Consider the following 24722-nt stretch of genomic DNA (forward strand, 5'->3'; position numbering starts at 1 on the left):
TGACAGGTTGCCGCGAAAGCGCAACTCAGGCGATTTGCTGCTGATACACGCTGATGATTTCACCGGCAATGGCCACCGCAATCTCGGCGGGCAGCTTGCCTTTAACGTCCGGCAGACCAATCGGGCAGCGCAGGCGCGCCAGCGGCTCGCTGGCCACACCCTTGCCCGCCAGCCGGTAGCGGAAACGCTGATTTTTCGTCGCTGAACCGATGACGCCGGCATAGCGAAAGTCGCCGCGTTTCAGCACCGCTTCGCACAGTTCAAAGTCGAGCGGATGATGATGGGTCATAATGATGAAGTAGCTGCCCTCAGGCGCCTGGGCCACACAGTCGAGCGGGTCGTCCGGCTGCAGTGTGACCACGCCAGCCGGAACGTGGCTGAACTGATCCGGACGGCTGTCGATCCAGTTTATGTGACAGGGTAACGTCGCCAACAGATTCACCAGGGCCTGCCCGACGTGGCCCGCGCCAAACAGATAAATTTCCGGCTGCGCCTGTAGCAGCGGCTCAAACAGCAGCGTGGTTTTGCCGCCACAGCACTGTCCGAGCCGCGCACCGAGACTGTAATCCTCGGTGTGTGGCGCAGTGGCTCCACTTTGCAGCATCGCTCTGGCCTGAGCGATGCACGCAAACTCCAGATGACCGCCCCCGATCGTGAGAAAGCTCTCCTGCTGCGTGACAACCATTTTGCTGCCGCTGTCACGCGGCACTGAACCATGCTCACTGATCACGGTAATTAATACACAGCTCTGGCGTTTTTCACGTAGCTGATGCAGGACCCCGATCCAGTCATGATAGATCATCAATAGCTCCCGTCAGGCGCTGCACGCCCCAGAAGATCCGCTCCGGCGTAGCAGGCGCATCAAGCCCGGGGTGCTGACGGTAACCGTCAACGCTGGCGACCGCATCCTGCAGCGCGCACCAGGCGGCTATCCCTAACATAAACGGCGGTTCGCCCACGGCTTTGGAGTGGAACACCGTGTCTTTGGGATTTTTGCGGTTCTCCACCAGCGTCACCCGCAGATCAGCCGGGACATCGCTGATGGCAGGAATTTTGTAGCTCGCCGGACCATCGGTCAGCAGTTGCCCTTTGTCACTCCACACCAGCTCTTCGCAGGTGAGCCAGCCGACGCCCTGGACAAAGCCCCCTTCAACCTGGCCGATGTCGATGGCCGGGTTCAGCGAGGCGCCGACGTCATGCAGGATATCGGCGCGCAGCAGGCGGGATTCGCCAGTTAAGGTATCGATCACCACCTCGCAGCAGGCTGCCCCAAAGGCGTAGTAATAGAACGGGGTACCGCGCCCGGCCAGCCGGTCATAATGAATGCCCGGCACGCGGTAGTAGCCGGTGGCGGAGAGCGGCACCTGATTGAGCCAGGCCAGCTTCGCTACTTCGGCAAAGGTGTAATGCTTTTCACCAGCCCGCACCACGCCGTTGCGGAAGCTCACCGCTGACGCATCGCACTGATGCAGCTTACAGAGCATGGCGGTCATGCGGTCCCGCAGGATTTCCGCGGCATTCTGCGCCGCTTTACCGTTCAGATCAGCGCCGCTGGAGGCCGCCGTCGGCGAGGTGTTGGGCACTTTGCCGGTGTCTGTGGGGGTGATCTGGATTTTATCGGTCTCAATCTGCAGCACTTCGGCGACAATCTGAATCACCTTGGTGTTGAGGCCCTGACCCATTTCGGTGCCGCCGTGGTTAAGCTGCACCGTGCCATCGGTGTAGATCAGGATCAGCGCGCCCGCCTGATTGAGGAAGCTGGAGGTAAAGGAGATGCCAAATTTCACCGGCGTCAGCGCCAGACCGCGTTTCAGCAGCGGACTGCGGGCGTTAAACGCTGTGATTTCCGCGCGGCGCGTCTGATAGTCGCTGCTCAGCTCCAGCTGTTCAGTGATCTCATCCAGCAGATTGTCCTCTACCTGCTGGTGGTAATGGGTGATGTTGCGATCCTGCTTACCGTAATAGTTGCGCTTGCGCAGCGCCAGCGGGTCCAGTCCACGGTCTCGGGCGATATGATCCATGATCTGTTCAATCGCCACCATGCCCTGCGGCCCGCCAAAACCGCGATAGGCGGTATTTGAGGCCGTGTTGGTGCGGCAGCGGTAGCCGGTTACCCGCGCATCGCCGAGATAATAAGCGTTATCGGCGTGGAACATGGCACGATCGACAATGGATCCGCTCAGATCCAGCGAATAGCCGCAGTTACCGGCCAGATCGATTCTGATGCCGCACAGACGCCCGTCCTCTTCCACGCCTGCGTCGTAGCGCACAAAGAACGGATGGCGTTTGCCGGTCACGCGCATATCGTCACGGCGTGAAAGTCGCATCTTCGCCGCCCGCCCGGTCTGGCGCGCCACGATAGCACAGAGGCAGGCAACCCCTGCTGCCTGCGTCTCTTTACCGCCAAAACCGCCGCCCATCCGGCGCATATCTATTGTTACCTGATTCAGGCTGATGCCCATCACTTCTGCCACCAGCTTCTGCACTTCGGTGGGGTTCTGAGTCGAGGAGAAAACCTGCAACTGCTGATCTTCGCCAGGAATGACCATCGCCGTCTGGGTTTCCAGATAGAAATGCTCCTGCCCGCCGATATGAAACGATCCGCTGACCCGATGCGGCGCACGCGCCAGTGCCGCGTCCACGTCACCGCGCTGGTGGATGTGCGGTTCCTGCACAAAGCTCCCCTGCGCCAGCGCCTGCTCCACATCCAGCAGCGGTTCCAGCACCTCATACTCAATCACCGCCGCGGCCGCGCCAAGACGTGCAGCGTCCGGCGATTCCGCCGCCACGGCGATCACGATCTGCCCCAGATACTCCACTTTGTCATGGGCCAGCAGCGGATCGCCCGGCTCCAGCGGGCCAACATCATTAATGCCCGGCACATCCTGCCAGGTTAAGACGCTGACAACGCCAGGCACGGCATAACAGGGCTGCACATCTATGCGCAGGATGCGCGCATGCGCATGTTCACTCAGGCGCGGACAGAGGTGCAGCAGACCCGGCAGTTCCGGCTTGTCGTCGATAAAACGCGCCTCGCCGGAGACATGTTTTTCCGCGCTCTCATGACGGTGACTGCGACCCACGCCGCTCTGTAAATCCGCGGCATACTGCGCCTTGATCACCTCTTCGTTGAGTTCAGGACGGTTATGAGACATAGCGGGAGACCTCAAGACAGGTTATTTCGCCGTTATGGCGATGCCAGTAGCGGCGGAGCAGATTGCGTGCCACCTGAAGGCGGTAGTCACTGCTGGCGCGAAAATCAGAAAGCGGCTGGAAATCTTCTTCCAGCGCGGCGGCTGCCCGTGACACCGTCACGGCATTCAGCGGCTGACCGGCCAGTGCCGCTTCACAGTGCCGGGCGCGCTGCGGTGTGGCCGCCATGCCGCCAAAAGCGATATGGGCGGAACTGACAATGCCCTGTTCCATTTGCAGGTTAAAGGCAGCGAACACGGCAGAGATATCATCATCCAGCCGCTTCGAGACTTTCCATGCCACGAAATCAGGTGACACCGTCACTTTATCGATTCGAATCGCGCGGATAAACTCCCCTTTTTCCAGCTGCGTCTGGCGATAGCCGGTAAAGAACTGGTCAAGCGGCAGGCTGCGCTGCTGCTCTCCGCATTGCAGCAGCAAGCTGGCATTGAGGGCCAGCAGCACCGGCGAGGCGTCGCCTATCGGAGAGGCGTTACCAATGTTGCCGCCGAGTGTCCCCTGCAGGCGGATTTGCAGCGAAGCAAAGCGCTGCAGCATCTCGCTGACGCCGGGAATGCGGCTGGCAAGAAACTCGCTGACCTGCTGCAGCGAGGCGCCCGCACCCAACAGGTAATGGTCATCAAATTCGCTGCAGACTTTGAGCGCGGCAACCTGCTCCAGCGCAATCAGCAGCGGAATTTTTTTATGCTGCTGGGTGATCTGCAGGCTGAGATCGGTGCCACCGGCAATCAGCTTCGCGTCGGGATGCGCCTGATAGATTGCCGCCAGCTGGGACGGGGTTTTGGGCAGAAAGCAGCGATGCCCCTTATCGCCTATTTCCTGCATCTCCGGGGTGGCCAGCGCCTCGAGCCGCTGTACGGTGCTGGCAGCACTGTGATCGAACTGATCATTGACCGGCTGCGAGCAGAGCTGTTCTGCGGCTGCCATGATTGGCCGGTAGCCGGTGCAGCGGCAGAGGTTGCCCGCCAGCGCGGTTTCCGCCTGATGCCGATCCCAGCCCGCTGCCTTTTTTTGCAGGCTGAACAGCGACATCACAAAGCCTGGCGTACAGAACCCGCATTGTGAACCGTGGCAGTCAACCATCGCCTGCTGCGCCGGATGCAGTGCGCGACCGTGACGCAGATCCTCAACCGTGATCAGCTGCTTGCCCTGTAAGGCGGAGACCAGCGTCAGGCAGCTGTTGACCGTTTCATACTGCATCTCTCCCTCAACAGCTTTGCCCAGCGTGACGCTGCAGGCACCGCAGTCGCCGGAGGCACATCCCTCTTTGGTGCCAGGCCGATGCTGACGGGTGCGAAGATAGTTAAGCACGGTGAGATTCGGGTCGAGCGCGTCTTCGCTGACCAGCTGATTGTTTAACAGAAACTGGATCATGCGGCTTGCTCCTGTGCATCGCGCTGCCAGACCGGACGACCGCCGACCCAGGTCTGGGCAATGTTGCGGTCGTCGCCCAGCGTCATTAATATGAACAGCTTTTCCCAGATATCTTTGCTGTTGCCGATGCGGAGTTGCTGCAGCGCAGAGACTGCCGGATCGAGCACCACAAAGTCCGCCTCTTTGCCGACGCTGAAATTACCGATTTCATGGTCGAGATCCAGCGCCCGCGCCCCGCCCAGCGTGGCGTGATAAAAGGCTTCGGCGGCGCTAAGCCGGTAGTGCTGCAGCTGGCCCACCTTGTAGGCTTCGCCCAAGGTCTGCAGCATATTAAAAGTGGTGCCTGCGCCGACATCGGTGCCGATCCCCACTTTCACACCCTGCTGCCAGCTGCGTTTGATGTTAAACAGGCCGCTGCCGAGGAACAGGTTTGAGGTGGGACAGAAGGCAATGGAGGAATCGGTATCGTGCAGACACTGCCACTCCTGCTCTTCCAGATGCAGGCAGTGCGCAAAGACGCTGCGGCGACCGGTCAGCTGGTGATGATGATAAACATCCAGATAACCCTCGCGCTCCGGGAACAGTTCTTTCACCCAGGCAACCTCCTGCGGGTTTTCGCTGAGATGGGTGTGCAGCCAGGTATCCGGGAATGCCTGACGCAGCTGCTGCACTTTTTCCAGCAGCTGCGGGGATGAGGTCGGCGCAAAGCGCGGCGTCAGCGCATAATTCAGCCGTCCACGTTTGTGCCAGCGCTCAATCAGCGCCCGCGTCTGCTGGTAGCTCTGTTCCGGGGTTTCGATGAGATTGTCGGGCGCATTGCGATCCATCATCACTTTGCCGGCAATCAGCCGCATGTTCAAGGCTTCGGCGGCGCTGAACAGCGCGTCGACGGATTGCGGATGCACGGTGCCAAACACCAGCGCGCTGGTGGTGCCGTTGGAGAGCAGCTGATGCAGGAAAAAGGCGGACATCTTTGCCGCGTGATCCGGGCAGTGATACTGCGCTTCAACCGGGAAAGTGTAGTGATTCAGCCACTCCAGCAGCTGTTCGCCAAAGGCACCAATCATCTCCGTCTGCGGATAGTGAATATGGGTATCGACAAAGCCCGGCACAATCAGCTTGCCACGCAGATCGGTCACGGGATGACCTGCCAGCTTCGCCTCGCTGATCTCCCAGCTATCCAGCCCAATTACGTGTCCGTCACGCAGCAGCAGCACGCCATCCTCCAGATAGCGAGCCTTTCCGGTCAAATCGTCGGGATGATCCACCACGCCAGTGAAGTCAAAGAAGCTGGCGCGTATCGCCGTATCGGTTGCTGATAGCATGGTATGTCCTTTCTGAAAGCGCGATTGATTATCTGCAGAGGAATCTCTGTCAAAAACCCTGCAACCTGCGTGCCAGATCTGGAATGAAATAAAAACCTTAAATATCAGTAAATTAACAAAAAAAAGGGCGCGTTGCGCAACAAAAGTGGCCTCCCGCAGAGTCGCAACCGTTTGCGGAGCCGATGCAAACGGTTGCGATTCGATATCGCGCAGACAGGTTAACCTGAGTATGGCCTGCCGCCCGACAATCTGCCCTTTTACGGTGCAGGCTGCCCTGAAAAGGCGCAGCGGAATACCCGTTAAAATCCGTTTACAGGCCAGCCTGCTTTTCAACGCGCAGAAGCAGAAATGAAATGCTATGGTGAAGCCATCGACTCTGAAAATGGCATAAGGAACAGTGAGATGATTATTTTTGTCACCGGCGCGACCGCTGGTTTTGGTGAAAGCATCACCCGCCGCTTTATTGAGAACGGTCATAAAGTGATCGCCACCGGACGCCGCGCGGAACGTCTGAAAGCGCTGAAGGATGAGCTGGGCGACAGCCTCTATACCGTGCAGCTGGATGTGCGTAACCGTGCCGCTATTGAAGAGGCAGTGGCACAGTTACCGGCCGAATGGCGCAATATCGACGTGCTGGTTAACAACGCCGGTCTGGCGCTGGGCATTGAGCCTGCGCACAAGGCTAACGTGGAAGACTGGGAAAATATGATCGACACCAACACCAAGGGGCTGGTCTATATGACCCGCGCCCTGCTGCCACAGATGGTGGAGCGGGATGTGGGTCATATCATCAACATCGGTTCCATTGCCGGCAGCTGGCCGTATGCCGGTGGCAACGTTTATGGGGCGACCAAAGCCTTTGTGCGTCAGTTCAGCCTGAACCTGCGTACCGATCTGCACGGCACCGCGCTGCGTGTGACCGACATTGAGCCGGGTCTGGTTGGTGGTACCGAATTTTCCAACGTGCGCTTTAAAGGCGATGATGACAAAGCCGGTCAGGTCTATGAGGGCGCTACCGCCCTGACGCCGGAAGATGTGACTGAAGCGGTCTGGTGGGTCGCCACACTGCCTAAGCATGTCAATATCAATAGCCTGGAAATGATGCCGGTCAGCCAGACGCTGGCGGGCCTGAAAGTGCATAAGCCCTAAGCCTCTGCCGCGCCAGCCATCACGGCTGGCGCTAGCCGCGTCCCCAGCCCAGCACGATGATCAGCATGCCGCTGAAGGCAATCAATGCACCGCTCCAGTCCCACGCACTTAACTTCACGCCATCCACCACCCGTAACCAGAGCAGTGCGGTCAGCACATAGACACCGCCATAAGCGGCATAGACCCGTCCACTGGCGGCAGGATGCAGCGTCAGCAGCCAGACAAACAGCGCCAGACTCGCCGCGGCGGGCAGTAACAGCCACACCGATCCCCCTTTTTTCAGCCATAGCCACGGCAGAAAGCAGCCGGTGATCTCCGCCAGCGCGGTAATAAAAAAAAGCAAGGCGGTCTTAATCAGCACTCTTACCTCTCCTGAACGTAAACAAACGACTCACCGCTGGTGAGCAAAGAAACGGCGATGATATACTATGAGTACTCGCTGCAACAGCCGTCCCGGATGGCGATGTTTGCGTTAACTAAAGGAAATTGTGATGAAAAAAATGATCCCTGCCGTGCTGATGGTGCTGCTCTCCACAGCGGCGTTGACTGCTACTGCGAATACTAATCGTCTGATCATTGAAGATGGCAGTTCTGCGCTGAGCAATGAAGCAGCGCGTCAGGACAAAGAGCAATGGAATGACACGCGTATGCTGCGCAACAAAGTGAACACCCGCGTCGAAAAAGAGTTTGATAAAACCGATCGCGCCTTTGACACCCGCGACAAGTGCGAGCAGAGCCTCAATCTCAACGCGTACTGGGAACCTAACACCCTGCGTTGTCTTGATCGCCGTTCAGGTCGCCCGGTAGCGCCGTAAATTTGAGCTATAGTAATGACGGACGACTAACATAAGGAAGACGTGATGAAGCTACAGAGGGTTTTGTTAAGCGCGGCGTTATTTGCTCTGCCGCTGATGGCGCAGGCATCCTGCGAATCGGTAAAAGCCGATATCAGCCAGAAGATTATTCAGAACGGCGTACCTGAATCGGGTTTTAGTCTCGATATCGTTGCCAACGATCAGGTCGATCAGGCGGGCGGTCAGGTCGTTGGACATTGTGAAAACGACACACAAAAGATTGTTTACAAGCGTACAGGCCGTGACGATGAAGCCAGCGTCCCAGCCAGTGCCGGCAGTTCTCAGGACGCGCCAGCACAGTAGTGAGCACCAAACCAGGGCGACATCCTGTCGCCCTGCCCGTTATTCCGCCTGTTCCGGCCGCTGACGCGGCATCATCCATGCCACTCCCACCGCAAACAGAGCAATCACCAGGGCTACCACGAATACCCAATGCAGGGATGCGGCTATCGCTGCGACCATCTGCTGCAGGTTTTCCGGCTGTAACTGCTGGCGGCTGGGCTCGGACATAATCTGCTGCACCGGATCCTGCACCTGCGGCAGACGCCACTGCAGATTAAGATTCAACACCGCCCCCATAATCGCCGTCCCTACCGCCGAACCCATCATCCGGCTGAACATAATAGAGGCGGTACAGATGCCCCGGATCTGGTAATCCGCCTGGTTCTGCACAGAGACCAGGAAGGTGGTGCTGGTCATCCCCATGCCGGTGCCAATCAAAAACGCCGTGAAGCCCGCCTGATAGAGGGAGCTGGCGGGCTGCAGGAACAGCAACAGGGCGCTGCCGGCGACCAGCAGCAGCGCGCCAAGCTGGGCAGTAAAGCGGTAGGAGGTGTGCAGCATCAATCTGCCACTCAGCGTGCTGGCCAGCGGCCAGCCAATCGACATCATTGCCAGCACACTGCCCGCCTGTAACGGTGAGCCGCCGCTGATCCCCTGAATCCAGGTGGGCAGAAACGCGCTGATGCCCATCATCGCCGCCCCGATAATCAGGTTACCCGCATTGCCTGCCACAATTAGCCGGCTGCGCCAGATCACCAGCGGAAACAACGGTGCCGCAGCACGCTGCTCGTGACGCTTGAGCTGCCAGCCCGCGAACAGAGAGAAAAGCAGGAACGGCACCAGCCAGAGGCCCAGCTGTTCCGCCTGCAACAGTGCAATCAACAGGGCCGTCACGCAAAGCATCAGCCAGCTACTGCCCGCCAGGTTCAGCGGCTGCGATGACTCCTCTTTCTGATGCGCCGGTAACCAGCGCGCCAGCATCAGCATGCTGATCAGGCCAATCGGCAGATTGACCCAGAAAATCACCGACCAGCTAAAGTGCTGCACCAGCCAGGCGCCGGTCAGCGGCCCTACTATCGCCGCCACACCCCAGACACTGGAGAGCCAGCCCTGCACGCTGGCGCGTTCACGCGGCGAATAGATGTCGGCCACGATGGTGGAGCTGAGTGGCATGATGGCACCCGCGCCAAGGCCCTGAAAGGCCCGGAAAAGAATCAGCCAGGTCATGGTATGGGCAAAGCCACAAAGCACCGATCCCACCAGGAAAATCGAGGTGCCGACGAAAAACATCGTTTTGCGCCCCACCATATCCGCCAGCCGCCCATAGAGCGGCACGCTGACCGCCTGCGTCAGCAGATAGATGGAGAAGACCCAGCCAAACTGCGAAAAGCCGCCAAGGTCTGCAATGATTGTCGGCATCGCGGTGGCCACAATCGTGACTTCAATGGCCGCCATAAACATCGCCAGCATGCAGGCGAGTAAGATCCAGTGGCGATGTCCGGTCCGGAGTTGTGCGCTGTCAGTCATAGGGTTCCTTTTTTAATCTGCAAGGCTAGCTGAAAAACAGCCAGTGCAGTTTCCCACGCGTGCGCATTTTCTGCGCCGTCAGTGACGGTGTAACATAAAGTCGATGAATTTTTTTTATTGTCGCATTAGCCCAGCGGCTACGCGGCTTTAACACGCTTTTAACCTGTTTCTATCTGCCTGATTTCGGGCTTAAAAGCTGGCTTGTACAAAAAAGGCCTGCTATAGCATTACACCATCTTATTCGGTATTCACTGAAAAAGAGTGGATAAACAGTCATTTTATCTACATTTTATCGCAGTTTCGGTATTGGGCGCGGCGGCAGTTTTTGCCGTACCTGTCGGGCTGTTTATGGTTGTTATAACAATTGAGATCGTTATCAGGGAGATTCTCCTATGCAAAATGCTTCACTGGCCCGACGCGCCGGTCTGGCGCTGCTTGCAGTGGTCGCGGTGATCGCGGTGCTGATCTGGGGCTTAGGCTGGGATCAGCTGGTCGCACGTAAAGTCGATCTGCTTTATCTCGGGCAACAACACCTTTTCTTAGTTTTCTGGTCAATGCTGTTCGCCCTGCTGGTCGGTATTCCCAGCGGCATCCTGCTTAGTCGCCCGTTTGCGCGTCGCTGGGCCGAGTATGTGATGCAGATTTTCAATGTCGGTAACACCCTGCCACCGCTCGCGGTGCTGGCACTGGCGATGGTTATTATCGGCATTGGCGACCGTCCGGCGCTGATTGCGCTGTTTCTGGCGTCGCTGCTGCCCATCGTCCGCAATACCTTCTCGGGTCTGAGCGCGGTTCCTCCGTCGCTGATTGAGGCCGCCAACGGCATCGGCATGACCAAATGGCAACGTCTGCGTCAGGTTGAGCTGCCCAACGCGATGCCGGTGATCCTCTCTGGCGTGCGTATCGCCACCGCTATCAACGTTGGCACCGCGCCACTGGCCTTCCTGATTGGTGCCAGCAGTTTTGGCGAGCTGATCTTCCCGGGTATCTATCTGAATGACTTCCCGACCCTGATTCTGGGTGCCGTTGCGACTGCGCTGGTGGCACTGGTTCTGGATATGATGCTGGCCGCGCTGGGCCGCTTTCTGAGTCCGCACGCTGCGGCCTGACCACAAGGAGCTTTGCAATGCTAACGAAGTGGATTAAGAAAAGCGCTGTCGCGCTGACCGCGACGCTGCTGCTCAGCCAGACGGCACAGGCGGCTGCCCCGCTGGTAATGGCAACCAAGAGTTTTACCGAGCAGCATATCCTGTCAGCCATGACGGTACTCTGGCTGCAAAAGAAAGGTTTTGAGGTAGTCCCTAAACGCAATATCGCCACCACCATTGGCCGTAACGCGCTGCTGAATAAGCAGATTGATATGGTCTGGGAGTATACCGGTACGTCACTGATTATCTTCAACCACATCAGCCAGCCGATGTCTTCACAGCAGGCGTATGAGACGGTGAAACAGCTGGACGGAAAACTGGGACTGGTCTGGCTGAACCCGGCGCCGATGAACAACACCTACGCCTTTGCCATGACTCAGGAGCGGGCCAAAAAAGAGGGCATCAATACGATGTCACAGCTGGTCGCGAAAGTGGAACAGGTTCGTCAGTCGGACCCGGACCACAACTGGCGGTTGGGGCTGGATCTGGAATTCGCAGGTCGTTCAGACGGTCTGAAACCGCTGCAGAAGACTTACAACCTGGCGCTGGATCGCCCGCAGATCCGTCAGATGGACCCGGGTCTGGTTTATAACGCTATTCGTGACGGATTTGTGGATGCCGGTCTGATCTACACCACCGATGGCCGGGTTAAAGGCTTTAATCTGAAAGTGCTGGAGGATGATAAACACTTCTTCCCAAGCTATAACGTGACGCCGGTCGTACGTCAGGATGTGCTGGCGAGCCATCCAGGGCTGGATAGTGCCCTTAATCAGCTCTCTGCACAGATCACCAATGAGGCGATTACCGAGCTGAACAAGCGGGTCGATATCGACCATGAGTCACCGGAAAAAGTGGCACGTGATTTCCTTCAATCCAAAAACATGCTGTAAGGAGGCACTGTGGATACCCTTCACTACATCATGGATAACTGGAGCACCCTGCTCACCCTGAGCTGGCAGCACAGCTGGCTGGTGCTGGTTGCAGTCGGTCTGGCCATTGTGATTGGCGTGCCGCTGGGCATTCTGATCGTGCGCGTCAGATGGCTGGCTACACCAATTCTTGGTATCGCCACCGTAGTACTGACTATTCCGACCATTGCGCTGTTTGGTCTGATGATCCCGCTGTTTTCGCTGATCGGTCAGGGCATCGGCGCGCTGCCAGCGATTACCGCCGTGTTTCTCTACTCGCTGCTGCCGATTGTCCGCAACACGCATACCGCGCTGGAGAATCTGCCGGACGGTTTGCGTGAGGCCGGTCGCGGCATCGGCATGACCTTCTGGCAGCGTCTGCGGTGGGTTGAAATCCCGATGGCGCTGCCGGTGATTTTCGGCGGCATCCGAACCGCCGTGGTGATGAACGTTGGCGTGATGGCGATTGCCGCCGTGATTGGCGCGGGCGGTCTGGGCCAGCTGCTGCTGGATGGCATCAGCGGCAGTGATATTCGTATGTTAATTGCCGGCGCATTGATGATTTGCCTGCTGGCTATTTTTCTTGACTGGCTGCTGCACCGTTTGCAGCAGGCGCTGACTCCAAAGGGGATTCGATAATGATTACGCTGGAAAACCTGACGAAAACCTTTACTCAGAAAAACGGCACCACCAATAAAGCCGTCGATAATGTCAGCCTGCATGTGCCAGCCGGTGAGATGTGCGTGCTGCTGGGTCCATCGGGCTGCGGTAAAACCACCACGCTGAAGATGATTAACCGCCTTATTCCGGCCACCAGTGGCCGGATCCTGATTAATGGCGAAGACACCAGTACGCAGGACACAACCACCCTGCGCCGCAACATTGGCTATGTGATCCAGCAGATTGGTCTGTTTCCCAACATGACCATCGAGGAGAACATTACCGTCGTGCCGCGCATGCTGGGCTGGAATAAGAAGCAGTGTCATGAGCGCGCTACAGAGTTAATGAGCATGGTTGCGCTGGACCCTAAAAAGTTCCTGCACCGCTATCCGCGTGAGATGTCCGGCGGTCAGCAGCAGCGTATCGGCGTGATTCGTGCGCTGGCTGCGGATCCACCGGTATTGCTGATGGATGAGCCGTTCGGTGCTGTCGACCCAATTAACCGTGAAGTGATTCAGAACGAGTTTCTGGACATGCAGCGTCAGCTGAAGAAAACCGTAATGCTGGTGAGCCACGACATTGATGAGGCGCTGAAGCTCGGCGATCGCATCGCAGTATTTGGTCAGGGTAAAATCGTGCAGTGCGCCAGCCCGGATGAGTTGCTGGCTACCCCGGCCAATGAGTTTGTCGGCTCGTTTGTCGGTCAGGACCGCACCCTTAAGCGCCTGCTACTGGTGCAGGCGGGTGACGTGACCGATCAGCAGCCGACTATCACCGTGCGCCGCTCGACGCCGCTGGAAGAAGCCTTTGGCACCATGGATGACAACGATATGCGGTCGATTACCGTGGTCGATGAGGATGGCAAACCGCTGGGCTTCGTGAAGCGGCGTGAAGCACGTAACGTCAGCGGCCGTTGTGAAGAGAAGCTGCACACCTTTAAGGTCACGGGTAAAGCCGAAGAGAACCTGCGAGTGGTGTTGTCGAAACTCTACGAGCACAACACGGTCTGGATGCCGATTGTCGATGAAGAGGGGCGCTACAGCGGGGAGATTTCGCAGGATTATATCGCGGATTACCTCAGCTCGGGTCGTACCCGTCGTCGTCTGAATCCATAGTCCAGTCAGACGAAAGGGCCGCCATGGCCCTTTTAATCGCAGAGAAACCCTAATCTGGGTGAAACTGACAGCAATACAAAAGCTTAATGCGCAGGGAACTGGGTCAGAAGAGAAAAGCGTCCCGCGGCATGGACAAAAACGCCGGGAGCGTTTTTGAACAACGCAACGCGTTGGCCCGGTTACGGGCGCACCTCATGGATGAGGTGCGTAATCGCGCGGGCCGAGCGTGCCAGGGATGGCGGCTTTTGCGACTTTCCGATCTGACCCTGTTCCCTGAGCAGGCTCGCTCTTATAGCGAATCAGTTTACTGGCTGCATCGGACCATTCTTTCTGGTGTTTCAGGTAATGGCTCAGGGAGCATACGCCCTCCGCAAAGACGCAAAACCCGCCATCCCTGGCGGGCTCAGCGCGAACCATCCCTGGCCCGCGATGCTTTGCTACACGCGTATGCTTCCATCGCTTTAATTTCTGTGTTGTCTGTAAGAAATACATTGATCCTTCTGTGTTTCTAAACTTCCTGATTATCTGCTTTTAACTTCCAGTCAGCGTTTCCGCTTCAACCTCGTCCACCGCAGGTGCCTCATCTGGCAGCACCAGATTGAGCACAATCGCCAGAATGCCGCCGGTCGTCACCGCGTGACCAAATAAATTGTTAATCAGCGGCGGGAACTGCTTTAGTACCTCCGGCACGGCTTCCACACCCAGTCCAATCCCAAATGAGATCGCGACAATCAGCATCTCGCGGCGGCCCAGCGGCGTCTGCGTCATCACCCGGATACCGGCAGCGACTACACTGCCAAACATCACCACTGTCGCCCCGCCCAGCACGGGCGGCGGGATCTGCTGCAACAGCGACCCGACATAGGGAAAGAGCCCCAGCAGCGCCAGCATAATCCCCAGCAGCATACCGACATAACGACTGGCAACGCCGGTCATCTGGATCACGCCATTGTTCTGCGCAAACGTGGTGTTAGGAAAGGCAGAAAAGACCGCGGCCAGCACGCAGCTCAGGCCGTCGGCAACAATGCCGCCCTGCAACCGCTGCTGAAAAGGTTTGCCGGTAATCGGCTGTTGTGAAATCAGGCAGTTAGCGGTGAGATCCCCGACCGCTTCAATCACCGCAATCACAGACACCAGCGCAATCGGCAGAAAAATGGTCCAGTTAAAGGCGAAACCAAACCGGAAGAAAGCAGGCAGCACCAGCCAGCTGCTCTCCGGCGCGGCCCTGAGTTGCAGATGACCGGTTAAGGCTGCTGCAATACATCCCACCGCGATGCCAGCCACCACCGCCACCAGTCGCGCCCAGCGGTTACGCGAGCGGTTCAGCGCCACGATCACCAGCAGCGTCAGTGCGCCCAGCGCCAGATTCCCCGGTGAGCCAAAATCTGTGGCGTTGTGACCACCCGCCCAGTCTGTAATGCTGACTTTAATCAGGCTGATGCCTATCAGGGTAATGACCGTACCGGTCACCACCGGCGTCAGCACTTTGCGCAGCGTGCCAACGCAGCGACTAATCAGAACCGGGATCAGCGCCGCGACCAGATTGCAGCCAAACAGCATCGCCATAATCTCTTCCGGCGAGCCGCCGCGCCCCTTTACCATCAGGCCACCGGAGAGGATCACGCCCAGAAATGCAAAACTGGTTCCCTGCAGACAGATCATGCCCGCGCCAACGCCATAAAAACGTCGGGCCTGCATAAACGTGCCTAAACCGGAGACGAACAGGGACATGCTAATCAGATAAGGAATATAGGCCTGCAATCCCAGAACCGAGCCAATAATCAGCGGTGGTGTGATAATGCCCACCACGCTGGCCAGCAGATGTTGCAGCGCGGCGAAGAACGCCGGGACGGGGCCAATGCGGGCTTCAAGCCCATATAACAAACCTTTCTCGTGCGAATGCGACATGGTGGTGCTCCGGCTCTGTGTGATAAGCGGAGTTAATGCATTTTCTGCGCCATGACGTCAGGGTTTCGCGACAGTCGATCCAGGTCTTTCAAATTTAAACAGAAATAGTTGCAGACAGCCCGGGATGAGCCTGAAACTTTAGGCTCACCCCGGACTCAGTTGATTTGTTTTGTTTCATAATCAGGCGATCTTTGCACTCACAGCGTGCAAAGCATCCTTTTCCAGCAGTGAAATATCGACCCAGGACGTGAGATCGCGCTGTTCAGCGCGTGGCAGATAAGGCAGTTCGCCCAGCAGTGGCGCAGCAATTTTTTCCTGCAGCACTTCAATAATGTCGCTGTATTGTGCCAGTCCCGGATTGATGCGATTCGCAACCCAGCCCACCAGTGGCAGTCCATCCCGCGCTATCGCCTCTGCCGTCAGCAGAGCATGACTGATACAACCCGACTGGATGCCGACCACCAGCACCACCGGAAGCTGCTGCTCAACGACCCAACAGGAGAGTGGACGTCCGTCATTCATCAGGCTGCGCCAGCCGCCTGTGCCCTCAACCACCACGCGATCGGCCTGCTGCGTCAGGCTGGTTAATCCCCGGGTCAGCAATCCGTAATCGATAATCTGCCCCGGATGTGTGCAGATTTCCTCTTCCTGGAAAGCCAGCGGATTGATCGCCAGATAGGGTAAGTCGATAGATGACGAACTTTGCAGAACCTGTGCATCTTTGTTACGCAGGCCATCAGCGGTTTTAATGGCACAGCGCGCGACGGGCTTGTAGCCCACAGCCTTCTGTCCGGTCTGGATAAAACTTTGTAACAGCGCGCGGGACACCACCGTTTTGCCCACTGCGGTGTCGGTGCCGGTAACAAATAATCTGTTCACACAACTTCTCCTCTCGAACCGTTGCGGTTAATCGGTGATTAACCTTGCTGCGAAACGGCATTTTAAGGAATGAAGGATGAGAATGGATTGCGTTAGCGCAAGTTCAGGTCTGCTTAACCTTGCAACAGTTTCACTAACAGGTGCCCGTTGTAGAGTGCGTCTTTGATCAACGCGGCACCGCCCAGCGTTCCAGGCTCGCTGAATTCAGTGGGTGCCAGCTGAATGCCGGCGCTATAGGCAGGCAGTGACTGCTGCAGAATAGTATTGCTTACCGCGGGAAACAGCACATCAGCGGCGGCATTGAGAGGAGAACCGATAAGAATATGTTGTGGATTGAAGATATTAACCATCATTGCCAGGATCCGCCCAACGTGATGCCCGACGCTGGCAATGGTGTCACGCGCCAGACGATCGCCCGACTGCGCGGCCGCACACAGTGACTGAAGCGTCAGCGGCTGGTTATTGAGCAGGCTGTCAGGCTGGGCAGGCAGTCGCTGCGCCGCCAGCGCCAGTAAACTGCCAGTGCTGGCTACCGTCTCCAGACAACCATGATTCCCGCAGTAACACTGCTGGCCATAAGGGTCAATCTGAGTATGGCCAATCTCGACCAGCGCCCGACCGCTCTTATGCAGCAGCTGACCGCCACTGATGACGCCAGCTCCCACAGTTTCATCAATCACAATCTGAATCACATCCTGGGCACCGCGCGAAGCACCAAACAGCGACTCCGCCAGCGTCCAGGCTGAAATGTCATGCTGTACAAACACCGGCAAGCCGGTTCGCGCCGCCAGCGCATCGCCCAGCGGCATATCGCGTACCTGATAACCCGGCAGCCGATGCACCACGCCTGACGCAGCGTTGATCAACCCCGGCAGCGTAATGGCGATGGCCGTGAGACGTTCCAGCTTCTTCTGATGGCGAATAAAGAAAGCATCGACCTGTTCAATCAACGAGGTCAGTAAGGGCTGAGCAGATTCATCGGGCAGCGGGAGACGCTCTTCTGCCAGCTCACGGCTGCTGAGATCGCGCAGCGTAAAGGTCATGGCACCGCGATGCAGACGAATCGCCAGATAGTGCCAGGCGTCGGTATCCAGTATCAGGCCAATCGCCGGACGGCCACGGCTGCCGGGATCCTGAAACTCGGTCTCCTGCACCAGATGCGCATCCAGCATCTCACGCACAATTTTGGTTATGCTGGCCGGAGCAAGCTGAGCACGGCGGGAAAGTTCGATACGCGAAATGGGACCGTAACGGTCAATTAATCGATATACGACACCTGCATTGGTCTGCTTGATCTGGTCAATGTGGCCAGGTTGACTGTCCGGATTCACAACCCTGCTCCCGGTTATTTTCGCGCTTCTAAATAAACATGCGCCATGGTGAGGCAGATCAGGCGACAGCGTCAAATATTTGATTAGAAATGTGATTTATCGCACAGATTGATGCTGTGTCGCGCTCGCTTCAGACCCGGTTTTCCCGCAGCAACGTCATCATATTCTCCATCTGTGCATTTATTTCGCGTCCGGCTGACCAGACCAGCCAGAGTTCTGAAATCGCATCCTCTTCCGTTAACGGCAGCCAGACCAGATCGGCCAGCCGCGCCCGGCGAAAAGAGGCGGGCAGAATGGAAACGCCTAAACCGGTTGCCACCAGCCCCAGGATGGTCATCGCTTCACCGACTTCCTGAGTAATGTAAGGCTTGATGTGGTAGCGGTGCAGCAGTGCCAGAATGTCGCTATAGAGCGCGGTTCCGCCCTGAGGATCGAAAAAGACAAAGGGTTCAGCCGCCAGCGCCGTCACAGAGATCTTTTCAGCCTCAGCCAGCGGATGCGCCTTGTGGACCACGGCATAGAGCGGCTCGCTCAGCAGCAGCTGATGACGCAGGTCGGCGGGAAGCGGCGTGTTGCGCATCACGCCGAGGTCGAGCCGTCCGTCATGTAACGGGGCCAGCTGCTGGCGGGTATTAATCTCCTGCATCTGAATATGCACCTGTGGCCAGCGCTGTCGGAACCGGAAGAGCGCATCAGATACGACAGCGGTAAAGGGTGCCGACGAGGTAAAGCCGATACGCAGCTCTCCCTCTTCACCACGATGCAGCCGGGCAGCACGATCGGCGGCCTGCTCAACCTGCAGGATTATCGTGCGGGCATCACTCAGCAGTTGCTGTCCGGCAGCGGTAAGCTGCACGCTGCGGTTGGTGCGATTGAACAGCCTTGCGCCGGTCTCCGCTTCCAGCTGAATAATCTGCTGACTGAGCGGCGGCTGGGAAATATTCAGACGCCGGGCCGCCTGCCCGAAATGGAGCTCTTCCGCCACCGCAATGAAGTAGCGCAAATGACGCAGTTCGATATTCATATTTTAAACGTCTTATTTGAGATTATTAATATATTAGACAGCATAATGCCGCTTTCCTAAGCTGACGACAGGTTTTCTGACTAAGAGGAAGATGTGTGAGTCGCTCAATACAGGCAACAGTGGATGAGAAAGCGGTGACTGAACCGCAGGCGTCCGTTGCCGCAGCTGGTTATATCCGGCGGGGAACACCCGCTTTTATGCGCGTCACGCTGGCGCTTTTCTCTGCCGGGCTGGCGACCTTTGCCCTGCTCTACTGTGTGCAGCCTATTCTGCCGGTGCTGTCACAGCATTTTGGTGTTTCTCCGGCGACCAGCAGTCTGTCGCTCTCAATCTCTACCGGCCTGATGGCGCTAGGCCTGCTGGTGACCGGGCCGCTCTCAGATGCCATCGGGCGAAAATCGGTGATGGTGACTGCTCTGATGCTGGCGGCCATTTGCACGCTGATCTCCGCCACCATGACCAGCTGGCACGGCATTCTGATTATGCGGGCGCTGATGGGACTGTCGCTCAGCGGTGTTGCGGCGGTCGGTATGACCTATCTGAGCGAGGAGATGGATGCGCGGGTCGTCGCCTTTTCGATGGGGTTATATATCAGCGGTAACTCCATTGGCGGGATGAGCGGGCGTCTGTTAAGCGGTGTCCTGACCGACCTCTTATCCTGGCGCATCGCCGTGGCGGTGATTGGCTGTTTTTCGCTGGCTTCAGCACTGATGTTCTGGAAAATCCTGCCTGCATCGCGTCATTTCCGCCCTATTACGCTGCGCCCGCGCAATCTGCTGATTAACTTCCGGCTGCACTGGCGCGATCCGGGCCTGCCCTGGCTGTTTGCCGAAGGTTTTCTGCTGATGGGTGCCTTTGTCACCCTGTTTAACTATATCGGCTACCGTTTACTGGATGCGCCCTGGCATCTCAGCCAGGCCGTGGTGGGTCTGTTGTCGGTGGTCTATCTCACCGGCTCCTGGAGTTCACCTAAAGCGGGTGCGCTGACCAGCCGCCTGGGACGCGGGCCGGTGATGCTGGGCGCGACAGCCATCATGCTGCTGGGTCTGCTGGTCACTGCCTTCGACTCGCTCTGGCTGATTCTGCCCGGAATGATGCTGTTCACCGCCGGCTTTTTTGCCGCCCATGCGGTCGCCAGCGGCTGGATTGGTCCCCGTGCACGCCGGGCGCGTGGGCAGGCTTCGTCGCTCTATCTGTTCAGCTACTATGTGGGTTCCAGCGTGGCGGGCACGCTGGGCGGTCTGTTCTGGCATAATTTCGGCTGGAGTGGAATCACGCTGTTTATCAGCGTCCTGTTAATCCTGGCGCTGCTGGTTGCCTGGCGTCTGCATAGTAAAAGACTCTGACTGATTTTTCTCATGCCAGGCCCCGACCTCTCCGGCGGGTCTGGCTGTTTGTCACGCTGAACATTCCCTTCAGATCCATAACAAACAAAACGTGCTTTTCCCGCTATAATCCTTTTTATTGTAATAATTCATCTGCTTTGCCTTTTAACACGGCAACAAGGAACGCCTGTGGCTCTCTACTATTACGTTAATAAACAAACGGGATATAACGATAATCATGTTGTTCATGCCGCGGGCTGCCCCCATCTTCCCGACATGGATAACCGACTGTTTCTGGGCAGTTTTTATCATGTGAACGCCGCTATTCTGCAGGCAAAAAAATATTATGCGGGCGCCATCGGCTGCGAAAACTGCTGTCCGCTTAATCACAGCGACCCGCAGGCCAGTCAGCTCAGCGTGGCCCTGAAACATACTCAACCATCTCGTTAATCGACTGGACAGCATAGAGGTAAAACGCTTTCCGCTGTGCTGTTCAATTACATTCTGCCTGAGGGCAAACCCCTGCTCTGAATGATGTCTGCACCGCTTCGCCCTCGATGACCTCAGGCTATCGCCCTGTCACAGGGCGATAATAAAAAATCAGCAATAAAAGGCATTTATAAGGTTTCGCTTCCCGCTTTATTCACTACAATAGTCAGTAATTTGTGACGCAGGTCACTTTCACTGGATGTTTCTGCCACATCCGATTTCGCTGTACTGACTGACTTGACTCCTCATGCAACCAACAACTGTTTCACGTAAAACTGCCTGGCTACGCGTGGTATTGCTGGCCATCGCCGCATTTGTCTTCAATACCACCGAGTTCGTGCCGGTTGGCCTGTTATCTGATATTGCTGCTGACTTTTCAATGCAGACGGCTGATGTCGGGATCATGCTGACCATCTACGCCTGGGTCGTCGCGCTGCTTTCACTGCCGCTGATGCTGCTGACCCGCAATATTGAGCGACGGCTGCTGCTGGGCGTGCTGTTCCTGATATTTATCGTCAGCCACGTGCTTTCAACCGTCGCCTGGGATTTCCGGTCGCTGATGGTGTCGCGCGTCGGCATCGCTCTGTCTCATGCGGTGTTCTGGTCGATCACCGCCTCGCTGGCGATTCGTGTTGCCCCGGCGGGTAAGAAAACCCAGGCGCTGAGTATGCTGGCGACCGGTACCGCGCTGGCGATGGTGCTGGGCGTGCCGATTGGCCGCGTGGTGGGTCAGTATCTTGGCTGGCGCACCACTTTCGGCGCGATTGGTCTGTCGGCGCTGGTGCTGATGATCATGCTGGTGCGTATTCTGCCGCGACTGCCGAGTGAGCATACCGGCTCGCTAAGCAGTGTGCCGATGCTGTTTCGCCGTCCGGCGCTGGTCAGCATGTATCTGCTGGTGACGCTGGTGGTGACCGCGCATTACACCGCCTACAGCTATATCGAGCCATTTATGCAGACCGTCGCCCACTCCAGCGGCAATTTCACAACCCTGCTGCTGCTGCTGTTTGGTTCAGCGGGCATTGTCGGCAGCCTGCTCTTCAGTACGCTGGGTAACAAATTCCCTTCCGCCCTGCTGATTGCCGCCATTGCGCTGATCACCCTTTGCATGGGCCTGCTGATTTTTGCCGCCGTTCGCCCTGCCGCTATCTCCACGCTGTGCGTTGTCTGGGGAGTGGCGATGATGATGATCGGGCTGGGTATGCAGGTGCGGGTGCTCTCGCTGGCACCGGATGCCACGGATGTCGCGATGTCCCTGATGTCCGGCATCTACAATATTGGTATTGGCGCGGGCGCGCTGCTGGGTAATCAGGTCAGTCTCCATCTGAGCATGGCGGAAGTGGGGAACGTCGGCGGGATGATTGGTCTGGTGGCGTTGCTGTGGTGTGTTTATATTTTCCGACGCTATCCGCAGTTACGCAGCAACGGATAATCAGCGCCGTACCTAATAAAAAAGGCTTCAGATAAGTGGGTTTATCTGAAGCCTGTTTATGATTATTTATAGCGCCGGTTACTTATAAAGAATGGCTGTGCCATGCAGGTTGTTGCTGCCAGAGGTCGAAGTGATGCGGAAAGACTTTGCGCCGACATCGCTGGCCTTCTCTGACAATTGCTGCTCCAGCGAGGTCAGATTCGTACTGCCCGTTGCGCTGATGACACCGATTTTTTGCTGATCCAACGGGGTGCTGCTCACCTGTTGGGCCGCCACGCTGGCAAAGGAGAGGCCACTTAGCACCGCCGCCGCCACCATCATATTGATACGTTTCATAACGAACCCCTTCTCACATTATCTGATGAACTGCCTGTTACTGATAGATCACAGCCGTGCCGTGCAGTTTGTTCTGACCGCTGGTTGAAGTGATGCGGAATGATTTCGCACCGGCTTCATCCGCTTTGGCACTCAGCTGTGCTTCAACAGAACTCAGGTTGGTGCCACCCAGTACTGAGATGGTGCCAACGGGCTGCTGATTAGCCGGTTCGCTGGTGACGAGATCAGCGGCAGATGCGCCAAAAGCAAGGGTAGTAAGTGCCAGTGCTGCCAGGGTGGTTTTGATGGTTTTCATAATATTCTCTCTGTCCGGTATTTGAATTCGGTGTGTCTGAATTGGGTTGTCGCTATTTAGTTAACGACCGTTAAATAAATGATAGACCCCGTTCTGGTTCGTCGTCAATATTTATTTAATGAGCGTTATTTTATTCGCGAAGTGGCGTGATTATGGGCTTTAGCCTCTTTTATGACTTAACCATAGGGGCGGTAAAAATGCGCTGGCGCACAAAATGACAACGCTTTCGGCTGACATTTTCAGTGGGCCTTGCACATTTTTATAATGATCGGTAATTTAATAGGATGTTTCACTGTCTGTGAGGGTGTATGAGTCAGGTTCAGGATTGCGATGTAAAGAAATGCCGCGGCCGTCCCAAAGTTTTCGATCGCGAAGCTGCACTCGATAAAGCTCTGTCCCTGTTCTGGACACACGGTTACGAAGGAACCTCTCTCGCCGATCTGGTCGCCGCCACTGGCGCAAAAGCGCCAACCCTTTATGCAGAGTTTGTGAATAAAGAGGGATTGTTTCGCGCAGCGATGGAGCGTTATGTAGAGAAGTTCAGCGCATGGCGTGAAGCAGCATTAGGCGATGATCAGTTACCGGTGGATCGGGCCATTGAGGCCTATTTCCGCTCTACTGCGGCCTGTTTTACCGAACGCGACTCTCCCGGCGGATGCTTCTTTATCTGTACCTCAACTGCCCTGTCGGCGGCTTCGGCAGAGATTGCCGCCATGCTGCAACAGCAGCATCAGTCGCAGGAGCATGTACTGAGTGATTTTCTGCTGGCGCGCCAGCAGCGTGGCGAACTGAGTCCGGCAGTGAATATTCCGGCGCTGTCACGTTATCTGGGTTGTATGTTGCAGGGTATGTCGGTGCGGGCCCGTGAAGGCGCAGAGCGTGACGATCTTGAGGGTATTATTGATACGCTGATGGCCATGTGGCCAACGCTGACCGGCTTGTGTCAGGCCAGGGGCTAGAAAACAGGGCGGCATTGCCGCCCTTTTCGTCATCTAGTTCAGGAAAAACACCGGTTTTAATGGCTGACTGACAGGACTGTTATCTGCATTAGACGGCATGAGATCTTTCATTGACGCCCACCAGCGCTGACACACCTCCGTTTCTGCCACCGCTTCCCAGCGTGCTTCAGATTCAATCTCAACGCTGGCGAACAGCAGATTCCGCTCTGCGTCCAGCCAGATGGCATAGTTGTGCGCACCGTGTGCCTTCAGCGTCTCAGCCAGTTCAGGCCAGATTGGGGAGTGACGACGTTCATACTCTGCATGACAGTCGGCATTCACCTGCATCACAAAAGCTTTACGCAGCATTGGCTGGGCCCACATCCAGCGCCGGTTGCCATGGCTTGACGCCAAAGCGTTTACCCAGCGCGATCAGCTGTTCGGTGGTGATGCTCTGGCGAATACCGCCCATCGATAGCACTTTGACGATTACTTCTGACGATTTTTCCGCCGTATCAATCAGACCAAAGGTTTCATCGAGTGTCGGGCCTGTACCAAAGACGCCGTGGAATGGCCACATCACCAGGGTGTGTGACTGCATCTGTCCGGCAGTCGCCGTGCCGATTTCATCGGTGCCAGGCACCATCCATGGCAGCACACCCACGCCATCCGGGAAGACCACCAGACATTCGGTACTGCCTTCCCACAGCAAACGGGTAAAGCGGGCAGAGTCCATCTCAACCACGTAGCTCAGAGCCATAAAGTTGGTCGCATGACAGTGCATAATCACCCGATCTGCGCCTTTGCTGACGGCTTTACGTACCGCATGAGACTGAAAGTGTGATGCCAGCTCAGAGGTCGGCAAACCGCCATTCGACAGGCCCCAGTGAATTTTATAGGAAAGTCCCTTGTCATCGACCTGCAGCAGCGCCAGACAATCCGCCGGATCGAGCTGGACGTTACGCATGAATTTTCCTGATCCGGTCACCAGAAACCAGTCGTTTGCCAGCGCTGGCGCAGGCTGGGTCAGCTCAATGCAGCGCGGTTCCTTATAGAAATCGGCGGCAAAGGGTTTCACCTCCTCCTCCAGCAGACGGAGGCTGACGTTACCGCCGTTACGTTCGTCCCAGCCCTTCAGCCACATGTCGCTGGTCGCTTTGACCATTCCCTTAACAAACCCGGAAGAAAGAATGCTTTGCATAGTGAAATC

General features: G+C 56.9%; 25 protein-coding genes. 11 read left to right on the forward strand and 14 right to left on the reverse strand.

From position 1 onward, the window contains the following. Positions 1–25: 25 nt before the first annotated feature. Genes xdhC through guaD form a run of 4 tightly spaced genes read right to left on the reverse strand, consistent with a single transcriptional unit; the run spans position 26 to position 5912 of the window. Positions 26–802, reverse strand: a complete 777-nt coding sequence (gene xdhC, locus BY447_RS01285; RefSeq protein WP_110330302.1) for a xanthine dehydrogenase accessory protein XdhC — start codon at positions 800–802, stop codon at positions 26–28. Then, a complete protein-coding gene (xdhB, locus tag BY447_RS01290) occupies positions 789–3155 on the reverse strand; it encodes a xanthine dehydrogenase molybdopterin binding subunit (protein ID WP_110330303.1) in 2367 nt (788 codons plus the stop codon). Before xdhB ends, xdhC begins: the two co-directional genes overlap by 14 nt. Next, positions 3145–4587: a xanthine dehydrogenase small subunit gene (xdhA, locus tag BY447_RS01295; protein ID WP_110330304.1), complete on the reverse strand. Its 1443-nt coding sequence runs from the start codon at positions 4585–4587 to the stop codon at positions 3145–3147. Before xdhA ends, xdhB begins: the two co-directional genes overlap by 11 nt. Beyond that, on the reverse strand, positions 4584–5912 hold the full coding sequence (gene guaD / locus BY447_RS01300) for a guanine deaminase (RefSeq protein ID WP_110330305.1): 1329 nt from the start codon (positions 5910–5912) through the stop codon (positions 4584–4586). Before guaD ends, xdhA begins: the two co-directional genes overlap by 4 nt. A gap of 402 nt (positions 5913–6314) precedes the next feature. On the opposite strand from guaD, the gene ydfG reads away from it, so the two are divergent. Next, the gene (gene ydfG, locus BY447_RS01305; protein WP_033733008.1) at positions 6315–7061 is read left to right on the forward strand and encodes a bifunctional NADP-dependent 3-hydroxy acid dehydrogenase/3-hydroxypropionate dehydrogenase YdfG; all 747 of its coding nucleotides are present in this window, start codon (positions 6315–6317) and stop codon (positions 7059–7061) included. Positions 7062–7092: 31 nt separating this feature from the next. On the opposite strand, the gene BY447_RS01310 is transcribed toward ydfG, so the two are convergent. Further along, positions 7093–7419 carry a YnfA family protein gene (locus BY447_RS01310; RefSeq protein WP_110331895.1) on the reverse strand — a complete coding sequence of 109 codons (327 nt, stop codon included), beginning with the start codon at positions 7417–7419 and terminating at the stop codon, positions 7093–7095. Between the two features lie 133 nt (positions 7420–7552). Between BY447_RS01310 and BY447_RS01315 the strand changes: the two genes are divergently transcribed. Together BY447_RS01315 and BY447_RS01320 are read left to right on the forward strand one after the other, a co-directional pair. After that, complete coding sequence (locus BY447_RS01315; protein ID WP_013357904.1) at positions 7553–7876, forward strand: DUF1283 family protein; 324 nt, start codon at positions 7553–7555, stop codon at positions 7874–7876. A 45-nt stretch (positions 7877–7921) separates the two neighbouring features. Beyond that, positions 7922–8218: a DUF1161 domain-containing protein gene (locus BY447_RS01320; RefSeq protein ID WP_013357905.1), complete on the forward strand. Its 297-nt coding sequence runs from the start codon at positions 7922–7924 to the stop codon at positions 8216–8218. A 39-nt stretch (positions 8219–8257) separates the two neighbouring features. Here the strand turns inward: BY447_RS01320 and BY447_RS01325 are convergent, their stop codons facing one another. Further along, on the reverse strand, positions 8258–9724 hold the full coding sequence (locus tag BY447_RS01325; RefSeq protein WP_110330306.1) for an MDR family MFS transporter: 1467 nt from the start codon (positions 9722–9724) through the stop codon (positions 8258–8260). A 392-nt stretch (positions 9725–10116) separates the two neighbouring features. On the opposite strand from BY447_RS01325, the gene BY447_RS01330 reads away from it, so the two are divergent. Genes BY447_RS01330 through osmV form a run of 4 tightly spaced genes read left to right on the forward strand, consistent with a single transcriptional unit; the run spans position 10117 to position 13555 of the window. Then, the gene (locus BY447_RS01330; protein ID WP_013357908.1) at positions 10117–10833 is read left to right on the forward strand and encodes an ABC transporter permease; all 717 of its coding nucleotides are present in this window, start codon (positions 10117–10119) and stop codon (positions 10831–10833) included. 17 nt (positions 10834–10850) lie between these two features. Next, positions 10851–11762: a glycine betaine ABC transporter substrate-binding protein gene (locus tag BY447_RS01335; RefSeq protein ID WP_110330307.1), complete on the forward strand. Its 912-nt coding sequence runs from the start codon at positions 10851–10853 to the stop codon at positions 11760–11762. Positions 11763–11771: 9 nt separating this feature from the next. After that, the gene (gene osmW, locus BY447_RS01340) at positions 11772–12419 is read left to right on the forward strand and encodes an osmoprotectant ABC transporter permease OsmW (protein WP_010244802.1); all 648 of its coding nucleotides are present in this window, start codon (positions 11772–11774) and stop codon (positions 12417–12419) included. Further along, on the forward strand, positions 12419–13555 hold the full coding sequence (osmV, locus tag BY447_RS01345; RefSeq protein WP_095707175.1) for an osmoprotectant ABC transporter ATP-binding protein OsmV: 1137 nt from the start codon (positions 12419–12421) through the stop codon (positions 13553–13555). Before osmW ends, osmV begins: the two co-directional genes overlap by 1 nt. A gap of 531 nt (positions 13556–14086) precedes the next feature. Here the strand turns inward: osmV and BY447_RS01355 are convergent. From BY447_RS01355 to BY447_RS01370, 4 genes are all read right to left on the reverse strand, one after another. Then, positions 14087–15463 carry a nucleobase:cation symporter-2 family protein gene (locus BY447_RS01355; RefSeq protein ID WP_110330309.1) on the reverse strand — a complete coding sequence of 459 codons (1377 nt, stop codon included), beginning with the start codon at positions 15461–15463 and terminating at the stop codon, positions 14087–14089. Positions 15464–15643: 180 nt separating this feature from the next. Beyond that, positions 15644–16342: a dethiobiotin synthase gene (gene bioD / locus BY447_RS01360; protein ID WP_110330310.1), complete on the reverse strand. Its 699-nt coding sequence runs from the start codon at positions 16340–16342 to the stop codon at positions 15644–15646. A 113-nt stretch (positions 16343–16455) separates the two neighbouring features. Next, positions 16456–17673, reverse strand: a complete 1218-nt coding sequence (locus tag BY447_RS01365) for an ROK family transcriptional regulator (protein ID WP_013357913.1) — start codon at positions 17671–17673, stop codon at positions 16456–16458. A 130-nt stretch (positions 17674–17803) separates the two neighbouring features. After that, positions 17804–18697: a LysR family transcriptional regulator gene (locus tag BY447_RS01370; RefSeq protein WP_110330311.1), complete on the reverse strand. Its 894-nt coding sequence runs from the start codon at positions 18695–18697 to the stop codon at positions 17804–17806. 95 nt (positions 18698–18792) lie between these two features. On the opposite strand from BY447_RS01370, the gene BY447_RS01375 reads away from it, so the two are divergent. From BY447_RS01375 to BY447_RS01385, 3 genes are all read left to right on the forward strand, one after another. Further along, a complete protein-coding gene (locus tag BY447_RS01375; protein WP_110330312.1) occupies positions 18793–20043 on the forward strand; it encodes an MFS transporter in 1251 nt (416 codons plus the stop codon). Between the two features lie 168 nt (positions 20044–20211). Further along, positions 20212–20472 (forward strand): hypothetical protein, encoded by a 261-nt coding sequence (locus BY447_RS01380; protein WP_110330313.1) that lies wholly within the window; start codon positions 20212–20214, stop codon positions 20470–20472. A 286-nt stretch (positions 20473–20758) separates the two neighbouring features. Continuing rightward, positions 20759–21943 carry a sugar transporter gene (locus BY447_RS01385; protein ID WP_013357917.1) on the forward strand — a complete coding sequence of 395 codons (1185 nt, stop codon included), beginning with the start codon at positions 20759–20761 and terminating at the stop codon, positions 21941–21943. A gap of 78 nt (positions 21944–22021) precedes the next feature. Here the strand turns inward: BY447_RS01385 and bhsA (BY447_RS01390) are convergent, their stop codons facing one another. Further along, a complete protein-coding gene (bhsA, locus tag BY447_RS01390) occupies positions 22022–22279 on the reverse strand; it encodes a multiple stress resistance protein BhsA (RefSeq protein ID WP_013357918.1) in 258 nt (85 codons plus the stop codon). 37 nt (positions 22280–22316) lie between these two features. Then, positions 22317–22574 (reverse strand): multiple stress resistance protein BhsA, encoded by a 258-nt coding sequence (gene bhsA / locus BY447_RS01395; protein ID WP_013357919.1) that lies wholly within the window; start codon positions 22572–22574, stop codon positions 22317–22319. A gap of 308 nt (positions 22575–22882) precedes the next feature. On the opposite strand from bhsA (BY447_RS01395), the gene BY447_RS01400 reads away from it, so the two are divergent. Further along, positions 22883–23533, forward strand: coding sequence for a TetR/AcrR family transcriptional regulator (locus tag BY447_RS01400; protein ID WP_110330314.1), 651 nt, complete (start codon positions 22883–22885; stop codon positions 23531–23533). Between the two features lie 33 nt (positions 23534–23566). Here the strand turns inward: BY447_RS01400 and rhaM are convergent, their stop codons facing one another. After that, entirely contained in the window at positions 23567–23881 is a 315-nt protein-coding gene (rhaM, locus tag BY447_RS01405) for an L-rhamnose mutarotase (RefSeq protein ID WP_033732737.1), read from the reverse strand. Further along, on the reverse strand, positions 23871–24713 hold the full coding sequence (gene rhaD / locus BY447_RS01410) for a rhamnulose-1-phosphate aldolase (protein WP_033783155.1): 843 nt from the start codon (positions 24711–24713) through the stop codon (positions 23871–23873). Before rhaD ends, rhaM begins: the two co-directional genes overlap by 11 nt. Positions 24714–24722: the final 9 nt, after the last annotated feature.

The organism is Pantoea sp. JKS000250 (assembly GCF_003201065.1).
In the GTDB taxonomy this organism is placed as follows: domain Bacteria; phylum Pseudomonadota; class Gammaproteobacteria; order Enterobacterales; family Enterobacteriaceae; genus Pantoea; species Pantoea vagans.